Here is a 17,315-nt window from a genome sequence, read left to right as displayed (position 1 = left end):
ATTGTTTAATAGACATGGTGCCGCTAGCCTTTTTAAATAAAAGATAGGAGAAAATTAAAATGATAATACTTGATATAATATATGCAAATGCTTCCAAGTTAGTTTTTTACAGTTAAAGGTAAAGTTAAAATAATACTTATGATATACACAATACTTCTGGATATTACAAAAACACCAATAGTACTTTTTAAATCTCCAAAAAAAACAAATCCTAGATATATTGATGCTATAGAGGCTACTAAAAATAATATTTGCCAAATTAATTCAAGTTGTTGTTTATCTGTAATAATAAAAACACTTGTGAGTGGGCTAGATATAAATTGGAAATAAAAAAGAAAAGCTAATATTTGAGCTAAATAGCCACTTTCTACCCACTCTGCTCCAAAAAATATAGAAAATAACCATGGTCCTAGTAAAGTTAAAATTGCTGTAGGAATTAACCCCAACAAAGATAAGCTTCCTAATGTTTTTAAGTATAATGTTCTAAAATTTCCTGTAGTATTGTATAGTTCTGTTGCTTTTTGCCTAAAAACATCTGCAACTGATCTAGAGATAATTGATACAGGTAACATTATTACTCTTTGAGTAAGAGCAAAGAATCCTATTTCTTTTTGTGCAAAGTACATTGCCATAATAATAGGAGGTCCATTTAGAGAAACGGCATTTAATAAATGGCCTGGCATTATGTATTTAGGATATTTGTTGTTTTTTATGGCTATTTCCTTGAGGTCCTTTTTTGTATATGCTTTAAGTAAATAAGTAGGGAAGGAGCCAAAATTTATGATAAAAGAAGCTAAAAGGCCTAATAGTTTTGAAAATAATAATCCTAGTACTTCCAAATGAAATAAACCAAAAATTATTGATGAAATCCCAGAGCTTAGATTATTACCTACTTTAGCTATTGCCATAGTTTTATATGCTGAAATTCTATTTGCCCAATGATAAAATATTTGATCTAAAGCAATTAGAAGAACTCCTATTATTATTAACCAAGAATAGGATGTGAGTGAAGAAAGATTTAAAAAAGTAAGTAATTTAGAACCACCTAAAATATTAACAAAAGAGAGTAAAATGCAAAATAGAATAACTATGAAAAAGGACAATACTGTTAATTTTTTTGCAATATCGTATTCTGGTACAACTACTACTGCTTTTTCATATCGCATAGTTGCTAAAACACTTATAATACTTATAGCACTAACAAAAACCATTAAAGTGCCAAAGCTTTCTGGAGAGTATAGCCTTGTAAGTAACGGACTTATTAGTGTTGGAATAGTTTGAGCAATAATTGTCCCAAACATTAAAATGGCAGAGTTTTTTAAAAAGTTTGATTTTTTAAATCTTGAAAGCATTATTGTTATTTAGTAATTCTGTAGCAATAACATTGCTCGCATTTCCATTGCCGTATAAATTCATTTCGTAATTAGAATTGAACTTGTTAATCTTGTTATATATGCTTATTATTTTATCAATATCAACACCTGCTAATTTATTGAAATTATTTTCAATCAACTCAACCCATTCAGTTTCATCTCTCAATGTAATACAAGGTTTTTTAAAGAAAAATGCTTCTTTTTGTAAGCCTCCACTATCAGTAATTACTGCTTTACAATTTTTTAAAAACTCTATCATGTCAAAATAGCCAACAGGGTCTATTAGTGTAATGTTAGGTGATAAATTATATTTATATAGCATTTTTTTAGTTCTAGGGTGCAGTGGTAAAATAACTTGACAATCTTTGTGTATTTCATCTAAAGCTTGAAATATTGATGTAAGTCTATCTTCCGAGTCAGTATTTTCAGCTCTATGAACAGTACATAGCATGAAATTCCCTATTTCTAAGTTATTACTATTAATAATGTTAGATTTTTCACTAGATTTTTTAGCATAAAATAATGCGGCATCTTGCATTACATCTCCATTTTTTATTATGCTACAATTAAAATTCTTGAAACCTTCTTTTTCTAAATTGCGTACAGCTGCTTCTGTTGGACAAAATAACCATTTAGAAATTCTATCTGTTAAAATTCTATTAATTTCTTCCGGCATTTTCATATTAAAGCTTCTCAAACCAGCTTCTACATGTGCAGTAGGTATATGTAGTTTAGATGCAGCCAAAGATCCCGCTATGGTAGAGTTGGTATCTCCATAAACCATTACAGCATCTGGATTCTCTTTTAGTAAAATCTCCTCTATGTCTTTTAACATTCCTCCAGTCATAGACCCATGATTGCTACCTGCTAATTTTAGCATATAGTTAGGAGTTGGAATGTCTAAATCATTAAAGAAGGAATCTGACATATTTGAATCATAATGCTGACCCGTATGTACAATAATTTCTTCAATATTGTTATAATTCTTAAATGTTCTACTTACTACTGCCGCTTTTATAAATTGTGGTCGGGCGCCTAAAACGGTAACTATTTTCATTTACAGCACTTCCTCCAACTTCTTAACCAATTCATCTCCTCTTAAATCTTTAGCTACAATAATGCCGTTTTTATCTACTAAAAATGCCGCAGGTATGCCTGTTATGCCATATTCTTTGGCTACAGCATTGTCCCAAAATTGCAAATCGCTTACATGTGCCGGCCATACTAAGCCATCTTGCTCTATGGCTTTAAGCCAGGCGTCTCGGTCTTTGTCTAAAGAAACGCTAAATACCGTAAATCCCTTGTCCTTATATCTATTGTATGCAGCCACTACATTTGGGTTTTCATATCTGCATGGTTTACACCAGCTTGCCCAAAAATCTAACAATACCACTTTGCCTCTATAATCCGATAGCTTTACATCTTTACCTTGTGGATTTTTTTGTGTAAAATCAGGAGCTTCTGAACCTATGGCTATTTTCCCCGCAGCAGCTTCCATAGCCGCCTGTTGAACCTTGGCATCTTCCTGCTGTTTTATTTGTGCTTCCATATCTGTTATATATGTTGAAGCCGGCATTATTTTTTTATAATCTGCTAAAGTAGTTTTAATGTAGTCTATATCATCTGGGTTTTGTAAACCACTTAAATAGTATATTCCTGTTATTGGATCAGTAGTTTTATTTACTCGCTCTTTAATTTCTTTAGCTAAATCCTCTTGTGTAGCAGCAAACTCATCTTCTATAGCTTTAAGTTCTTCTTGCGAAGCTCCCGCCATTGATTTAGTTTGGTATGCCGATGATAATTCTTGATTTTTTCTTTGTTTTTCTATAAAAAAGTTAATAGCTTCTTGAAATGCTATAGCTTTATCATTCTCTTTTACTTCTGCTTTTTCTAAAAAATCATCATCAAACTTGGCGTTATATACTATATTTTCATTGTCAAGGCGTACCAGCCAATATTTTCCGTTGGAAGCTATTCTGTAAAATCCCGGCTCAGCTACTTTTCCTGTAAATTCATAGTTGCCATCTTTATCAGATTTTGTGGTATCTATATCTTCTATATTGTTGAAAGTTACAAATTGTAGAACCATTTCTTGATTATCTAACCCGTCAATTTTTCCCGATAAATGATAAACATCTTTCTCTTGCTTGCAAGAAAATAGGGTAGTGCTTACTAAAGCTATTATAAAAAGTAGTTTTTTCATGATGTTTTTGTTGTTAATTTAATTTTTTGTTTAGTAGTTGAGTCGCAATTTTAGGATCTGCTTTTCCTCCCGATTGTTTCATTACTTGTCCCATAAACATGCCGAGAAGTCCTTTTTTTCCATTTTTATATTCTTCAACTTTATCAGGAAACGAAGCTAATACTTTATCTACAATATCTTCAATTTCGCTGGCGTCAGAGTTTTGAATAATATTTAATTCTTTGGCTAATTCTAAAATTTTATCATCAGAATTTTCTAATAATTTAGGAAATAAGTTTTGCGAAGCACTTGCAAAATTTAGTTTTCCTTCTTCTATTAAGCTTATAATTTCTGCAATAGATGAAGCTTTAATAGGAAAATCTTGAATGTTTACCGATTTTTCATTCAAATAAGATTTTACTGGACCAATCATCCAGTTGGCTGCGGCTTTATAGTTATCTGTATTTTTAATAATGTCATTGTAGTAAGCTGCTTCGTATTTATCTTCCGATAAAATATTAGCATCATAGTCAGAAAGTCCTAATTGCTTTGTAAATTCCTCAAACAATTGTGATGAAAGCTTTGGCATTTCATTTTTTATAGCACTTACTTTTTGTTCTGTTACTACAAAAGGCTGAATGTCCGGTTCAGGAAAATATCTATAATCGTGGGCGTTTTCTTTGCTTCTTAATGTAAAAGTACTTCCATCTACAGCATTAAAACTTCTGGTTTCTTGGTCTATTTTTCCTCCATTTTCTATAATATCTATTTGGCGTTTAGCTTCGTGTTCTATTGCTTTAGCCACATTTCTTATAGAGTTCATGTTTTTTACTTCACATCTTTCTCCAAATTCTTTCGCTCCTTTTAGTCTTACCGAAATATTAGCATCACACCTCATACTTCCTTCTTCCATATTGCCATCGCATATTTCTAAGTAGCGTAGTAGTTTTCTTACTTCTGTAAGATATTGGTAAGCTTCTTCAGAGCTTCTCATGTCCGGCTCACTTACTATTTCTATTAAAGGTACGCCCGCTCTGTTTAAATCTATAAGTGTGTTGTATGGGTCTAAATCGTGAATACTTTTTCCGGCATCCTCCTCAAGGTGTATTCTGGTTATTCCTATTTCTTTTTGTGTGTCGTTTACCTTTATATTTAGATGTCCCTTTGTACAAATAGGCGTTTTATCTTGGGTAATTTGATAGCCTTTAGGCAAATCGGCATAAAAATAATTTTTACGGGCAAAACCATTAAAAGAAGTAATATTGCAGTTAGTAGCTAAGCCCATTTTTATAGCGTAGTCTATAGCTTTTTTATTCACTTTTGGTAGTGTACCTGGGTGTCCCAGCGTTAAAGGACTTATATGACTATTAGGACTGCCACCAAAAGCCGCACTATCTGTAGCATACATTTTGCTTTGTGTAGAAAGCTGAGCATGAACTTCTAATCCTATTACTATCTCGTATTTATCGTATTTAGACATTAACTTATTTTCTTAGCCAAAAAGAAACACAAAAGTAAGGAAAAAATAAATGTTAAGCTTTATTTTGTGGATACATATCATCTGAATTTTAAAATTGCTTTGTTGTGATAAAACATTAATAATAGCATACCTTTGTTTTTGTGGAAAAAAAGGTCTTTCAATTTATAGATAAACACAGTTTATTTTCTTTAAATCAGAACTTAATTGTAGCGGTAAGTGGTGGTAAAGATTCTATGGCTTTAGTTCATTTATTATATAAAAATGATTTTAAAATTATAGTGGCTCACTGCAATTTTACATTAAGAGGCAATGAAAGTGATGAAGACGCTAAGTTTATTAAAAATTATTGTGCAAAAAATAATATTCCTTATAATGAAATAGTTTTTGAGACGGAAAAAATATCAAAGGAAAAAGGCTTGTCTATACAAGAAACGGCACGAGAACTGAGATATAATTGGCTTGAAAAAATAAGGAAAGAAAATAATGCTGTAGGTATTGCCACGGCTCATCATTTAGATGATAATATAGAAACCGTTTTATTTAAGCTGGCAAAAGGTACAGGCATAAGAGGCGTGAGAGGCATGCAAGCAAAAAATGGAAATATTGTACGCCCTTTTTTAGAAACTTCTGTTGATGAAATTTTGACTTACATAGCTACTAATAATATTCATTATAGAGAAGATAGCTCTAACAAAAGTGTAAAATATGACAGAAATAAAATAAGGCATACGTTAATTCCTGTAATGAAAGAAATAAATGCAGGTTTGTATCCAACGTTTATTAATCACTTTGAGCGGTGGAATGAGATAGAAAAATTGTATAATAGTTTTGTTGAGCATTGGAAAAATAAACTTGTAAAAGAAGCTAACTGCGATAAAATTATTTCTATTAAAGCATTGCAAAAAGTGGAAGGATATGAAACTCTTCTTTTTGAAATTATGAGAGATTATAGTTTTAATAAAGATGATGTTCAGGATATGATAAAAGGTTTTGATAGTGATGAGCATAAAATTTATCTAAATGAAAAAAATAGAGTTTTAATAGATAAAAAGTTTATTTACATTACCGCTGTTGAAAATTTAAGTGAAAGTAAAGTACATTATATCAGTAGCAAGCAGACTAAAATAGTATTTGAAAATGGCATTTTTCGTTTAGTTTTAAAACCAATATCTAAGCTATCTAAAATAAATAAAGGTAAAGAATATGCTTATTTAGATGCCGATAAACTAACTTTTCCTTTAATATTAAGAAAATGGAAGCCGGGCGATTATTTTTACCCTTATGGATTTATAAAAGAAAACAATAAACCGGCAAAAAAGAAAATTTCTAAATATTTAAAAGACCAAAAAATAGATGCACGTTCTAAAGAACAGACGTGGGTATTATTTTCTGAAGAAAAATTAGTTTGGTTAGTCAATCAAAGAATAGACCATAGATTTGCTATAACCGAAAAAACTAAGCGTATATTTCAGATTAAGTTTATTGAAAGTTAACCTATTGTGAGTTTGGACACAATAAGACCGTCATCCCGAACGGAGTGAGGTATCTGCCTTATTGGTTGATTAGTGTTTTCTCGCAAAGACGCAAAGAAACACTGCTGTGTGTCATCCGAAGAATGAGGTATCTTACATTAATTCTATTATAAGGTAGATTCCTCCCGTTGGTCGGAATGACAGCAGGGGGCGTATTACACACATTACCTCGTTTGTCCCGAAAATTTTGTAGTTTACATAGAAATTTATAGAGAATCTAACTGTAAAAAACGTTAAAGAGATCTCCAATCAAGTTGAGGATGACGTTTTTTACTCGTTTTTTGAAAGGCACAATAGGTGGAAAGCATTAGTTTAGCACCATTAACTTTTTAGTAATGCTTGAACCATTTATACTTAAATTAACAAAATAAACACCTCCAGCTAAATTCAAATTATTAAGAGTAACTTTATTTTTTCCTTCTTTAGAAACTACTTCTTTAGTATTTAAAGTTTTGCCATTTATATCAGAAAGTCGTATAGCTATAGTTTCACTTTTATTAGCATTATAAAAAATATTTAAAGCATTTCCATTTAAAGGATTTGGTGTTAAATAAACATTGTTTAAGGTATTGTTTATGTCATTAACACTGCTTATTTGATAATTATAAGTAGCTATTTTTTGACAACCATTTTGATCTAATACAACTAAGTAATTTTCGCCTACTACGGGGTCGTTAATAGTTAGTGTAGTAGCACCGTTTTGCCAAGTAAAAGAGTAGGGGGGCACACCTCCCGAAATGGAAGCTATTAAAGCTCCGTTGTTTTCAATAATGGAAACATTTATAGGGTTAGAAGCGGCTATTGTAAAAGAAGTAAATAGTGTATCTATATTATTAATAATAGCTATTACAGAATAATCGCCTGCACTTAATCCGGAAATGGAATTTGTATATTCAAAAGGGATTTCATTAGTACTATTAAGACCTTCGTACCATTTATATGTTGCAGATGTGTAATTTCCTGTAATGGAAATTGTAGCTTCACCGTTAGTACTTTCTGGGCAATCTAAGTTTGTAGTTACTATTGTTGCCTTTCTTGGAGAAGTTTTAATACCTTTTATATTGCTGTAATTAGTGCAAGTATTTAATAAATTAACTGGTTTTACACGATATTGATAATTAGTATTTATGTTAGCATTTTGAAAAACATAAAATGTATCTGTTGTTACTTCATCAATAAGTGGATTAATAAAGTTATTTTGGGTAATTTGTATTTGATAAAATTGTGCATTTTCATCTGCTTCCCATTTGAATACAATATTTGATGAGTTTAAGTTATTAGAACTATCAGGAGGAAAAGTAGAATTAATAGTATTCATAATAATTTCATCTGGCACAGGCAAAGTAAGCAAATAAGGTCTGTGGTTAGCAGCCGCAGCATTTACTTCTGCATATTGGTCATCGCTTAAATATTGAGCACAGCCGTCATTGCTGTACGACATAAAATTATTGTCATCTACATTAAAAGAATTTCCTACAGGATCTATAAAAGTTCTGGCAAAAGAACAACTCCATCTATCGCTAATATAATCTGGTGGCGTATCACAAAAGCCATCTCCAGAATTATTGCAATTTGTACCATTGGCACGTTCTACTGCAGAGCCATTAATAGTGCTCGGAGCATTTTGCGAATTATCAGGAGTTGGTTCGCCTTCCCAGCCATAAAATGTGTGCGGTAAATTTAAGTAATGTCCCATTTCGTGTCTGTATGTAGTATTATTAACCTGCATACAGCCTTTTTGAAGCATTACGCCCCCTCTGTTTGGCCCCGGCCAGCCTTGGTTATCATAGGGTTGAGGAACAAAACTATAACCACAAACTCCGTCCATGTTATCCACTATATATACATTAATGGTGTTGGGGTTATTGCTTTGCTGAAATAAACCATAGGTATTTACACCGTTATAAAAATCGGTATTATTAATATAGTCAATCTCATAAATGTAGAAAGTTATATTAGCATTATCGTACAAAGATTGTAACTCGCAATGTGAACGAAATAATTCATTTAATCCATAATAGCCTGTTCCGTTGTCCATACCTACAATATGGTAGGAGATAGGTAGCGTAACCGGATTTAAAGATTTATGTGTTAAATGGCTTTTATCTCTTTGGTAAAAAGCGTCCATCCATTCTTTACTTATTTGAGTGCCACACCAACCCGATTGTTGTGCATTTAATGCAATTGAGATTATGGTAAAAACACTTAAAAATACTTTTTTCATCAAACTTTTTTTATTTCAAGTGTGCTAAGGTAATTATTTACTCTTAACTTTTTGTAACGATAAACTAACTTTAACTTAATTGTAAAATTAAGTATCTTTGCACTTGTTATTCAAATTTAAAAATAAAATATCTATAAAATGAAAGTATCTGTAATAGGAGCAGGCAACGTAGGTGCAAGTTGTGCCGAGTATATTGCCATTAAAAATTTTGCATCGGAAGTGGTGCTTTTAGACATTAAAGAAGATTTTGCCGAAGGTAAAGCTATGGATTTAATGCAAACATCTGTTTATAATAGGTTTAATACCAGAATAGTGGGTTCTACAAACGATTATAGCAAAACTGCCGGAAGTAAAGTAGTAGTTATAACAAGCGGAATACCAAGAAAACCGGGTATGAGCAGAGAAGAATTAATTGGCATTAATGCAGGAATAGTTAAAACTGTAACTGAAAATATATTAAAACATTCTCCGGAGGCTATTATTATAGTAGTAAGCAATCCTATGGATACTATGACTTATTTAGCACACAAAAGTACAGGATTACCTAAAAATAGAATTATTGGAATGGGTGGTGCTTTAGACAGTGCACGTTTTCAATACAGAATTGCTGAAGCTTTAGAATGCCCTACAAGTGATGTGGACGGAATGGTTTTAGGTGGACATAGCGACACAGGAATGATTCCTTTAACAAGATTAGCAAGATACAGAGGATTGCCTATAAGTAAATTTTTAAGCGAAGAAAGAATTGATGAATTAATGGAAGCTACAAAAGTAGGTGGTGCTACTTTAACCAAAATGTTAGGTACAAGTGCATGGTACGCTCCGGGTGCAGCTGTATCTGAGTTAGTACAAGCTATAGTATGCGACCAAAAGAAATTAATGCCTTGTTCTGTTATGTTAGATGGCGAATATGGAATGAAAGATATTTGTATAGGTGTTCCTGTTATTTTGGGTAAAAATGGCGTAGAAAAAATAGTAGAAATAGAACTTAACGATGCCGAAAAAGCTAAAATGGCAGAAAGTGCAGAAGCTGTGAGAAGAGTAAATGGATTGTTAGGATAATACCAAATTATTAATATTTTTAAAGTTCCGAACTGTGTTTATGGTTCGGAACTTTGTTTTAAGCAAAATAAGCAACAACCACCGACCAACAACTAAAGACTAAAGACCAAAAATGAGTTTAAAAGAAGAAATAAGTAAAAGAAAAACCTTTGCCGTAATTGCTCACCCCGATTCGGGAAAAACAACGCTTACAGAAAAACTGTTGTTGTTTGGTGGAGCTATACAAACTGCCGGAGCTGTAAAATCTAATAAGATAAAAAAATCTACCACCTCAGATTTTATGGAAATAGAAAAGCAAAGAGGTATTTCTGTGGCTACGTCCGTTATGGCATTTGAATATGCCGATAAACTTATTAATATATTAGATACTCCAGGACACAAAGATTTTGCTGAAGACACTTATAGAACTTTAACTGCCGTAGATAGTGTTATTTTGGTTATAGACTGCGTAAAAGGTGTGGAAGAGCAAACAGAAAGATTAATGGAAGTTTGCCGAATGAGAAATACGCCCGTTATAGTTTTTATAAATAAATTAGATAGAGACGGTCGTGATCCTTATGATTTGCTTGGTGAATTGGACGAAAAACTAAACATTCATGCTATTCCATTAACATGGCCTATTGGAATGGGAACGGCTTTTAAAGGCGTTTATAATTTAGCGGCAAAAGAATTAAACTTATTTCAAGCGGGGCAAACACAAGATAATGTAATAAAATTTAAAGATTTAGCCACACCCGAATTAGATAAACAAGTAGGAAAAACCTTTGCCGACCAACTTAGAGAAGATGTAGAATTAATAGATGGAGTGTATGGGAAATTTGACCCAAAACCTTATTTAGCAGGCAAAGTAGCTCCTGTATTTTTTGGGAGTGCTGTTAATAATTTTGGCGTAAAAGAAATGCTGGATATTTTTATTGATTTTGCTCCAAACCCTGTAGCAAGGGAAACACAAGCACGCTTAGTAGAGCCTACGGAAGATAAATTTACAGGCTTTGTGTTTAAAATACATGCCAATTTAGACCCAAAACACAGAGATAGAATTGCTTTTTTGAGAGTTTGCAGCGGTAAATTTGAAAGAAATACTTTTTACCAGCACACCCGACAAAATAAAAAAGTAAGATTTAATAATCCCACAAGTTTTATGGCTCAGAAAAAGAGCATAATTGATGAAGCATTTCCGGGAGATGTGATAGGACTATACGATACAGGTACTTTTAAAATAGGCGATACGCTAACAGAAGGAGAGGAGCTGTACTATAAAGGAATACCAAGTTTTTCGCCAGAATTATTTAGAGAAGTAATTAATAAAGACCCTATGAAATCTAAGCAATTAGATAAAGGTGTGGAGCAGTTAAGTGATGAGGGTGTGGCACAGTTATTTATACATAATTTAGGCAATAGAAAAATTATTGGAACTGTGGGGCAATTACAATTTGAAGTTATTCAATACCGATTGTTGAATGAATATGGAGCGTCAGCTGAGTTTAGACCTTTAAACTACTATAAAGCTTGCTGGATAAAAAGCAACAATGAAGCTCAAATGAATGAATTTAAACGCAGAAAACACAGCAATATAGTTCAAGATAAAGAAGGAAATGACGTTTTCTTGGCAGACAGTGCTTGGATACTTAAAGTAGCCCGAGAAGATTTCCCCGAAATAAATTTCTATACCACCAGCGATTTTAAAGTTGATGCTTTAGCAAACGAGTACACTTATTAAATTCTAAATGACTATCTGTTATTATATCAATAATTTATGCTTTATGATAGCATCTTGGGACGTTTAAGTAATTTGAATTACAGTTTGTGGTCTTTTACTTTTGTCTTGATACAAAAGTAACAAAAAATCAAGACTGTAATCAAAAACACTAAAATGATGTAAAACAGACGAGGACAAATTAATGTATGCTCAATTTTAGTTTTCTCATAGTGGTTCTACTTGTAGGAGCATACTAATTTGTCTGTTTACTGTTTTATAATTTCATTCATTTTGGATGTCTGTTTTACATCATTTCTTAACGTATTTTTGATTAAGGTCAGATAAAAAGTGCACCTTAAGTTTGTAAGCGGGGCACCCATTAACCGAAAACTCCGTAAAAAATTAAACTGTTTGAAGAACGGAGTGATGAGTTTTTAATTTTTAGGAGTTGAGGTTATAATGGGTCGCTGAAAACTTAGTGCGATTCTTTTGTAACTTTTCTTCTAAAGAAAAGTTAATGTAAAATATTTCATGGGTATCTTTACGGATAGTCATAATTCTAACTTTAAATTAGAGTTACTCACTCTGTATGGGTTAATAGTACGTAATTTTACCCTTACCCTGACAGGGTAAATAATTATATTAAGAAGTATAAAACTACTTTAAGCTGTTAATCCACTCGCTTATTAGTTCTATACCTTCCTCGTGTATTGATACTCTGCCTAATTCTGCCATCATAACACCGGGTTTTGTAGAGTTCATTCTATATACTATTATAGAAGAATCTGCTTTGCCGGGATGTATATCAAAAGTTAAACTTCCTGCACCTAAACCGGCAGCAACAGGCGTTTTATAGTAACCTAATTTGTTTGTGTCTGTTTGTTCATAAGTTAAAAATAAACCGGAAGTGCTGGCTGGTCCTGTAGGGTTATGGCAATGTCCACAGTTTGCATCTAAATATGCCATGGCTCTATGGTTTAAATCTACACTTTTATCATCATAATTTGGAACAGACTGGTAGTTTTCAGGTGCTGTAAAATTATTTAAGTAGCCCATTTCAGCCCATTTAGCCAGTTGGTTTTTTACTTCACCATTTCCATAATCAAGATCATAATTCATATTTCTTGCTTTAGGACCTAAAGGTTTAAATTTTTCATCTTGATTGTGGCAAGATTTGCATTGATGTTTGTTGGGAACTAAATAATCTATAGTGTGTTCTACCCCATTATCTGTAGTAAAAGTAGTGGGTATTACACCACCTATTACTTTATATTCTGCTTCGGTTTGCTCTTCATTCCACACATAAGGATAGGCATCCCACTTTCCATCTTTTTTTACAAGTAGTCTTGTTTCTACAATATTTGCTGCTCCGTCAGGATTTTTATAATCTTTTGGGTAGTAAAAGTTTTTTATCAATATACTATGGTCAGGGTATTCTATTTGTTGCCATTCATTATCTAATATTGAGGCAGAACTGCCTTTAGGCATCCATACAAATCTTTTTTTATGAGCATAGTCTGTAAATAGCATAGAAGAAGGCTCATATAATAATACTCCTTCATTAGGTTTAAGTTCATTTTGAGCACCAATAAAAAAGCCGTAGTCAGAAAGATTCTTATACGGCACTTCATCAAAGTTAATGTCTTTAGGAAATTTTTGTTCAATGGTTACTTCCTCTGTTTTTTTTGTTTCTGTTTTACAGGAATAAATAACAGTAACTGCTATTGCTATTGCAATAAGGCTAAATTTAATTTCATTTTTCATTTTTTTATAGTTCTTTTAGGGATGTTACGTCTGTAAGCACTTCGTGTTCACAAACAAATGGGGTGTAGTCTTTATATGATTTAATATCGCTTATTTTTTCTGAAAGTTCATAGTAAGAGAAATGTAAATCATCAATTTGAGGTTCTTTAAAGCAAATATTCATTGGGTTTTTAGTAATGTCATTACCCCTTGCATCGTCCCATATTCCATCATATACTATGTCTTGGGTTTTCATAGCTCCATAGGCATTTTTCATGGATAAAAGTTTGCCTAATTCCTTAGTTAAATCTGGTAGAGCAGAAGGTCTTTCATATTCATTATCATGTACATAAATATCATAAGAGTATGGCGACCAACCATTGCTGGTATCAAAAGGATATTGTGTTATTTGGTAGCTGGCTACTACCACTCCCACAGTTTTGTTTCTTAATATTTTATTGTTAAATACTTCTACATTTTTTCCTGCTAAAATAATTACACCACTTCCAGGAGGTATTTGTGTTACGGCATTTCCGCTATTTGTTGAATCATCTAATGCAAAGTTGATGTGGTTGTTTTCAATTATTTCATTATCAAAAATTCTGGTGTTTGAAGCATCAGCTTTCATTAAACCCGGTAAATTAAATACTAATATTCCACCTGCATTATCATAAGCTTTGCAATTATATACTTCAGCATTATCGCAGTTTTCTATTTCAATACCTGCTACGTTTCCAAAGGCAGTACTGTTTTTAACTATTACATTTTCACTTTGCCCTACATAAATGCCCGCATCTCTTGAGTGAGAAGCTATACATTCATCTACTATTACATTTTTGCATTGTACGGGATAAAGAGCATAAGTTCCATTTTTAGATTTATCGCCATTTGTCCAAGTGGTGTTTAATCTTCTAAAAATCATAGTATCACAGTGCTGTGTTTTAATTCCATCGCCAGGAGCATCATAAACGGTAAAATCTTGCAAAGTAACATTATTACTTCCTGCCACTTTTATTCCTTCGCCACCCGTTTTTAGGGTTTTAAACGAAATAATGGTTTTGTCCATTCCTGCACCTTGTACTATTACATTTTTAACATCATCTAAAATTAGCTGATTGTTAAGTTCATAAAATCCTTCCGGTATTTGAATAGTACTTCCACTTTCGGCAAGAATAAAATTTTCCATTAGTTGGTCTATTTCTTCTTGTGTAGCCTTATGCATTTCAGAGGTATCTTTCACTTCTACCTTGCCGGAATTGTTGCAAGAAAAAAGGAAAATAGTTAAAATAATTAACGGGGAAAAAAGTTTGGTTTTCATATTAAAAGACGTTTGCATCCAAAATTATAAAATAATATTTAATATTCAATGCAAACATTGTTTTTTTCTTATTTACAGCCTATTTTTTAACATCTTTCATTATCTTTAGTGAAAATTTTATATGAAAACTGCTTTATCTTTTGTTTTATCGTTTTTTATTTTTTGTTCTCACGCAGAAATTGTAGCTGTTAAATTATGTGATGTAAATAAACAAGAATTTGTAAAAAGTATTAAAGAAAATGGAGGGGAAATATTAACTTTTACAGAGCATAATGAATATGCACTTATAAAAAATGCTACTCAGGTAAATTTATCTTCATTTTGTTATTATGCTAATGTTAGAGTAAAGGACAATGTTTTGTGTTTTGAAACCAATAAAATATTGCTTAAAACAAATGGAAATTTAAGTGAAAATATTACAAAATTGTATAAAATGGAAGCCAATCCATTCATTCCTAATATATATAGTATAGAAACTGATGCTAAAAATATAGATGAACTAAATGCCAAAATAAATGAAATTAAATCACAAAATTGGTGTGCTTATGTGCAGGCTAATCAATTTTTTACAATGCAAAGTACCAGTAGCGATACTTATTACAGCTACCAGTGGGCAATAGAAAATAATGGAACAGCAAACCAAGGAGGTGGCACACCGGGTGCAGATATGAGTGTAGATTCAGCCTGGACAATAACGCAAGGAAGTGTATCTATAAAAATAGCAATCTTAGATAGCGGAGTAGATACTACACATGAAGATTTAAAACCAAACTTACTTCAAGGTTATGATGGATTTGCAAATGATACATCTGATACAGAAGGCTATCCTACGCCAAATTTTAGCAGTGATGGACACGGAACAGCTTGTGCCGGAATAGCAGCCGCAGTAGCTGATAATAATAAAGGAATAGCGGGAATTGCTAATCTTTGTCAAATTGTACCTATCCGAATTTTTTACTACAAAGATTATGGTAGTGGGATAGGAGTGCAGCCAACTACTTCAACAGACGCTTTATTAAATGGTTCTGCCTATGCGTGGAGATATGCTAATGCAGATGTTATGAGTGTTTCTGCCGGATTATTGCCTTTGCACATAGCATTTTTAAATATTAATACGCAATTGGTTTCAGACGAAATAGAAGCGGCTTATTATCAAGGAAGAAATGGTTTTGGTGTGCCTATGTTTTTCTCTTCCGGAAATGAAGATGATGCAGATGTGCTTTGGCCGGCAGATTTATATACAACCATAGCCGTAGGAGCCAGTTCTATGTGCGATGAAAGAAAAAATCCTACGGATTGTTCTTCTGAAAATTGGGGAAGCAGTTATGGCGATATGTTAGATGTAGTAGCTCCGGGAGTAAAAATAGCCACTACAGATATGACGGGCGGTAATGGATATAATTCGGGAAGTTACACTTTCACTTTTAACGGCACAAGTGCTGCCTGCCCCAATGCTGCCGGAGTAGGAGCTTTAATTTTGAGTGTAAACGATAGCTTGCATGCTCGCGATGTAAAAAATATTTTGCGTATTACGGCAGAAAGGGTGGGAGCATATAATTATGACTCTGTAGATGTGTATGGCACTTGGAATGAAGAAATGGGCTACGGGAGAATTAATGCTTTTGAGGCGGTTAAATTGGCTCAAACGTATGAATCTACAGTTCCTATAAAACAAGTTGTAAGTGAAGAAACAAAAGTTTCTATTTATCCTAATCCTAATGAAGGAAAAGTATTAATAATTAATGATAATACCTTTGCCGTAGAAATAGATATTTATGATGTTTTAGGGCGGTTTATTGATAACATTTCATTGCAAACAAAAGAAAACACACCATATTACTTTGAGCAAAAAGGCTATTATATTTTAAAAGAGCAGCAATCAGGCAAAGTTTTTAAGGTGTTAGTGGAGTAGTACCAATTAGAAATACATAAAGTTAGTTTTAACGGTTGGTGTAATTTGTAAACGTCATTACCACTCCCATTCGTCTTTGCGAGAAAATTATAACGGAGGAGTAATTTTTGTGGCAATCTCAATCAAGTAAAAAAACAAGATGCCGGACTGCCGTAGGCAGGCTTCTTATCGTCAGGATGACAAACGTGGTAGATTTATTGAACTCCCTCCAAAACGTCATTGCCGTGCATACGGTAATCCCAATCATCAAATTACGTAAATGCCAATAGATTAATACATTTATACCAATTGTCAACACAAAATAGTCTAATCTATTTTTGTGTTTTATAATGGTAAATCTCGGTAGAGCAATACCGCATGGATATCCGTAATAGACCAATGATTGTTCTAAACGGCTATCAAAGCGGTATTATCCTATATGCTAATTTATATGGTGTATAATATATTTAGTACAATAAGGCGTAGCCGACATAGGACTATTATATATTCCTAATCGGTATTATCTCTTCTTCTTTTTAATTCTTTTTTGCAAATTTTACATTTATTTATCACGTATATTCCTTTACTATTAATACTTTACTTATTATCCGTTACTAACGGTTAATATACGATTAAGTTTTATCTTTTTTAAATTATTACTTTTTTTTAAGCTACTTTCGTACTATGAAAGTGGTAACGGTATATCAGTTTGTAGAGCAAAAAATGCTGCAACGCAATTATGCAAAGCGTACCATAGACGTATATATAGGCTGTTTAAAACAGTATGCCGCTTATTGCAGATTGCACCAAC

The 17,315-nt window shown here is 32.5% G+C and carries 11 protein-coding genes; 4 read left to right on the top strand and 7 right to left on the bottom strand.

Annotated elements, in window-relative coordinates; all coding sequences use genetic code 11:
• Positions 1-98: 98 nt before the first annotated feature.
• Genes H6578_09380 through gatB form a run of 4 tightly spaced genes read right to left on the bottom strand, consistent with a single transcriptional unit; the run spans position 99 to position 5,035 of the window.
• Entirely contained in the window at positions 99-1,352 is a 1,254-nt protein-coding gene (locus H6578_09380; GenBank protein MCB9227362.1) for an oligosaccharide flippase family protein, read from the bottom strand.
• Positions 1,336-2,430, bottom strand: coding sequence for a UDP-N-acetylglucosamine 2-epimerase (non-hydrolyzing) (gene wecB, locus H6578_09375; GenBank protein MCB9227361.1), 1,095 nt, complete (start codon positions 2,428-2,430; stop codon positions 1,336-1,338). The genes H6578_09380 and wecB overlap by 17 nt, the downstream gene beginning before the upstream one ends.
• Positions 2,431-3,576 (bottom strand): AhpC/TSA family protein, encoded by a 1,146-nt coding sequence (locus tag H6578_09370; GenBank protein MCB9227360.1) that lies wholly within the window; start codon positions 3,574-3,576, stop codon positions 2,431-2,433.
• A 13-nt stretch (positions 3,577-3,589) separates the two neighbouring features.
• Positions 3,590-5,035 carry an Asp-tRNA(Asn)/Glu-tRNA(Gln) amidotransferase subunit GatB gene (gatB, locus tag H6578_09365; protein MCB9227359.1) on the bottom strand — a complete coding sequence of 482 codons (1,446 nt, stop codon included), beginning with the start codon at positions 5,033-5,035 and terminating at the stop codon, positions 3,590-3,592.
• 140 nt (positions 5,036-5,175) lie between these two features.
• On the opposite strand from gatB, the gene tilS reads away from it, so the two are divergent.
• Complete coding sequence (gene tilS, locus H6578_09360) at positions 5,176-6,528, top strand: tRNA lysidine(34) synthetase TilS (protein ID MCB9227358.1); 1,353 nt, start codon at positions 5,176-5,178, stop codon at positions 6,526-6,528.
• A 346-nt stretch (positions 6,529-6,874) separates the two neighbouring features.
• On the opposite strand, the gene H6578_09355 is transcribed toward tilS, so the two are convergent.
• Entirely contained in the window at positions 6,875-8,791 is a 1,917-nt protein-coding gene (locus H6578_09355; GenBank protein ID MCB9227357.1) for a T9SS type A sorting domain-containing protein, read from the bottom strand.
• A 138-nt stretch (positions 8,792-8,929) separates the two neighbouring features.
• Between H6578_09355 and mdh the strand changes: the two genes are divergently transcribed.
• Both mdh and H6578_09345 read left to right on the top strand, forming a co-directional pair.
• On the top strand, positions 8,930-9,853 hold the full coding sequence (mdh, locus tag H6578_09350; GenBank protein MCB9227356.1) for a malate dehydrogenase: 924 nt from the start codon (positions 8,930-8,932) through the stop codon (positions 9,851-9,853).
• A gap of 112 nt (positions 9,854-9,965) precedes the next feature.
• On the top strand, positions 9,966-11,573 hold the full coding sequence (locus tag H6578_09345) for a peptide chain release factor 3 (GenBank protein ID MCB9227355.1): 1,608 nt from the start codon (positions 9,966-9,968) through the stop codon (positions 11,571-11,573).
• Between the two features lie 636 nt (positions 11,574-12,209).
• Here H6578_09345 and H6578_09340 read toward each other — a convergent pair.
• Positions 12,210-13,316 (bottom strand): hypothetical protein, encoded by a 1,107-nt coding sequence (locus H6578_09340; GenBank protein MCB9227354.1) that lies wholly within the window; start codon positions 13,314-13,316, stop codon positions 12,210-12,212.
• A 4-nt stretch (positions 13,317-13,320) separates the two neighbouring features.
• Positions 13,321-14,613: a right-handed parallel beta-helix repeat-containing protein gene (locus tag H6578_09335; GenBank protein MCB9227353.1), complete on the bottom strand. Its 1,293-nt coding sequence runs from the start codon at positions 14,611-14,613 to the stop codon at positions 13,321-13,323.
• A gap of 121 nt (positions 14,614-14,734) precedes the next feature.
• Between H6578_09335 and H6578_09330 the strand changes: the two genes are divergently transcribed.
• Entirely contained in the window at positions 14,735-16,525 is a 1,791-nt protein-coding gene (locus H6578_09330) for a S8 family peptidase (GenBank protein ID MCB9227352.1), read from the top strand.
• Positions 16,526-17,315: the final 790 nt, after the last annotated feature.

It is taken from the genome of Chitinophagales bacterium (genome assembly GCA_020635995.1).
Taxonomy (GTDB): domain Bacteria; phylum Bacteroidota; class Bacteroidia; order Chitinophagales; family UBA8649; genus JAFMKE01.
Note: the sequence above shows the minus strand (reverse complement) of the source record. Positions and strands in the feature narration are given on the sequence as shown.

Coding starts and splice junctions, on each gene's coding strand:
- H6578_09380 (MCB9227362.1), bottom strand. CDS start 1,352: ATGCTTTCAAGATTTAAAAAATCAAACTTTTTAAAAAACTCTGCCATT.
- wecB (MCB9227361.1), bottom strand. CDS start 2,430: ATGAAAATAGTTACCGTTTTAGGCGCCCGACCACAATTTATAAAAGCG.
- H6578_09370 (MCB9227360.1), bottom strand. CDS start 3,576: ATGAAAAAACTACTTTTTATAATAGCTTTAGTAAGCACTACCCTATTT.
- gatB (MCB9227359.1), bottom strand. CDS start 5,035: ATGTCTAAATACGATAAATACGAGATAGTAATAGGATTAGAAGTTCAT.
- H6578_09355 (MCB9227357.1), bottom strand. CDS start 8,791: ATGAAAAAAGTATTTTTAAGTGTTTTTACCATAATCTCAATTGCATTA.
- mdh (MCB9227356.1), top strand. CDS start 8,930: ATGAAAGTATCTGTAATAGGAGCAGGCAACGTAGGTGCAAGTTGTGCC.
- H6578_09345 (MCB9227355.1), top strand. CDS start 9,966: ATGAGTTTAAAAGAAGAAATAAGTAAAAGAAAAACCTTTGCCGTAATT.
- H6578_09340 (MCB9227354.1), bottom strand. CDS start 13,316: ATGAAAAATGAAATTAAATTTAGCCTTATTGCAATAGCAATAGCAGTT.
- H6578_09335 (MCB9227353.1), bottom strand. CDS start 14,613: ATGAAAACCAAACTTTTTTCCCCGTTAATTATTTTAACTATTTTCCTT.
- H6578_09330 (MCB9227352.1), top strand. CDS start 14,735: ATGAAAACTGCTTTATCTTTTGTTTTATCGTTTTTTATTTTTTGTTCT.